The 1,592-nt window shown below is 47.3% G+C and carries 3 protein-coding genes; all 3 read right to left on the bottom strand.

Annotated elements, in window-relative coordinates:
• Positions 1-371 precede the first annotated feature (371 nt).
• The 3 genes from BOW51_RS10660 to BOW51_RS11835 all read right to left on the bottom strand — a co-directional run bounded on the left by BOW51_RS10660 (position 372) and on the right by BOW51_RS11835 (position 1,533).
• Positions 372-806 carry a c-type cytochrome gene (locus tag BOW51_RS10660; RefSeq protein WP_078477688.1) on the bottom strand — a complete coding sequence of 145 codons (435 nt, stop codon included), beginning with the start codon at positions 804-806 and terminating at the stop codon, positions 372-374.
• Between the two features lie 10 nt (positions 807-816).
• Positions 817-1,341 (bottom strand): DUF411 domain-containing protein, encoded by a 525-nt coding sequence (locus tag BOW51_RS10655; RefSeq protein ID WP_078477687.1) that lies wholly within the window; start codon positions 1,339-1,341, stop codon positions 817-819.
• A gap of 66 nt (positions 1,342-1,407) precedes the next feature.
• Positions 1,408-1,533, bottom strand: coding sequence for a hypothetical protein (locus BOW51_RS11835; RefSeq protein ID WP_281252892.1), 126 nt, complete (start codon positions 1,531-1,533; stop codon positions 1,408-1,410).
• Between the last annotated feature and the right edge of the window lie 59 nt (positions 1,534-1,592).

Below are 1,592 nucleotides of genomic sequence, written 5' to 3'. Positions count from 1 at the left end.
TTTTCCTTTGGCGCTGGCGCACGTCAGAAAAACAGTCTCGCCTAGTGGCTACCGGGGACTACGCGCCTTCGATTCTCTCTCCTTGGCGCGCAGCGTAAGAGGATATTGAATTTCTCAACAACGTGATTTCAGACGCCAATCACGCAATCCCCACTGTCAATGGCGTTCCCGAATTACATAGCTTTTGCAGTCATGTCACACACCTTATTCAAACAATAACGGAAAGGGCGTTAATGAATGAGGAGAATGTCTATCGACCTGGTCTGAATACTCATCAGCGAACTCACTCACACGACAGCACTCCTCAAACAGTCAACAGTCCCGGTATTCTTACTCCAGGTTTTTCCTGATCAACGCATGCAGTTTCCGGCTTAATTACCTTTGGCTTTGCCCATCGCTGCCTGCCTTTCTTCCCATAGCATATAGATTCTGTCAGACCACTTACTCTGGAAATATGCGATGACGTCATCAATTTCTGTTGCTGACATCTTCTCCTTAAACGGTGGCATGTTGCCGCCAAGAGGAATCCATCCACTGCGTATCTGTCGTCGCAATATGCTCATTGGATGATGCCAGGCATGAGCAGATCCATGTAACGGTGGTGGAGGATATTTGCCATCGGTTCCTGGCTGCTTCCAGTTTTGTGTTGCCTCTGCATTTTGTCCATGGCAGCTTGCACAATTCTCTGAAAACAGCTTCTCTCCTCGCTTAACTTGATCATCTGCATACCAACGTCCTGCGGCAATAGAGTCAGTTAGAAGAAGGAAAATTGTCACTCCCAGTAAAGTGTATCGAATCATTCTCATCCAACTTACCTCAATCCTGTGCGTAGACAGATGTGCTGTTATCCGGGTCAACTGCCAATACGGCATAGCTGTCCTTCCTGTGGCCCTCCATCCCAGGTGATCCCATCGGCATACCGGGAACAGTCAATCCTGAAATTGCGGGCTTTTCAGATAACAGGCGCTTGATGTCATTCGCTGGCACGTGTCCCTCGATGAAGTAACCATCTACTACTGCTGTATGACAAGACTGCAGTCCCGGTTGCACACCAAATTCCTGTTTGATTGGCTGCATATTGGGTCGGTCTCTTGTGCTAACCGTGAACCCGTTCGAACGCAGATGACTGACCCATTCATTACAACAACCACATGTCGGGCTTTGATAGACGACCACTTCAGATGCAACTGCTTGCTTACCTGAAACATTATAAAGAAGCGCTGCTACTCCTCCTGCAATCCCAACGAAAAGCGTAAAGAAGAGTACTTTCCTTGATGACTTGCGCTTTCCAGGTTTTGAATCATTCTCACGAACACTATTTGTTCTGCCATGTAAACTCATATCGATAACCTCTCGATGCTGACGAGATCATGCTCACACATGATTTCTGATATTCATATCAATTGATCAGACGATTGGATCTGCCTCACCAATTCTCTGTTCAATCTTGGAAAACACGGTATTAGCCGTGCCTGGTATCAGGTGAATATTATCGCAAGCGTGTCTTTGATCTCGTGATGTAAAACGGGACATCCAAGTCGCCCTTTTACACTCGATCTTCGACAGCCTTTATTGCCCCGGACGCCCTGCGT

It is taken from the genome of Solemya elarraichensis gill symbiont, assembly GCF_002021095.1.
Classification (GTDB): domain Bacteria; phylum Pseudomonadota; class Gammaproteobacteria; order Chromatiales; family Chromatiaceae.
This window is presented reverse-complemented; position numbering and strand designations above follow the sequence as displayed.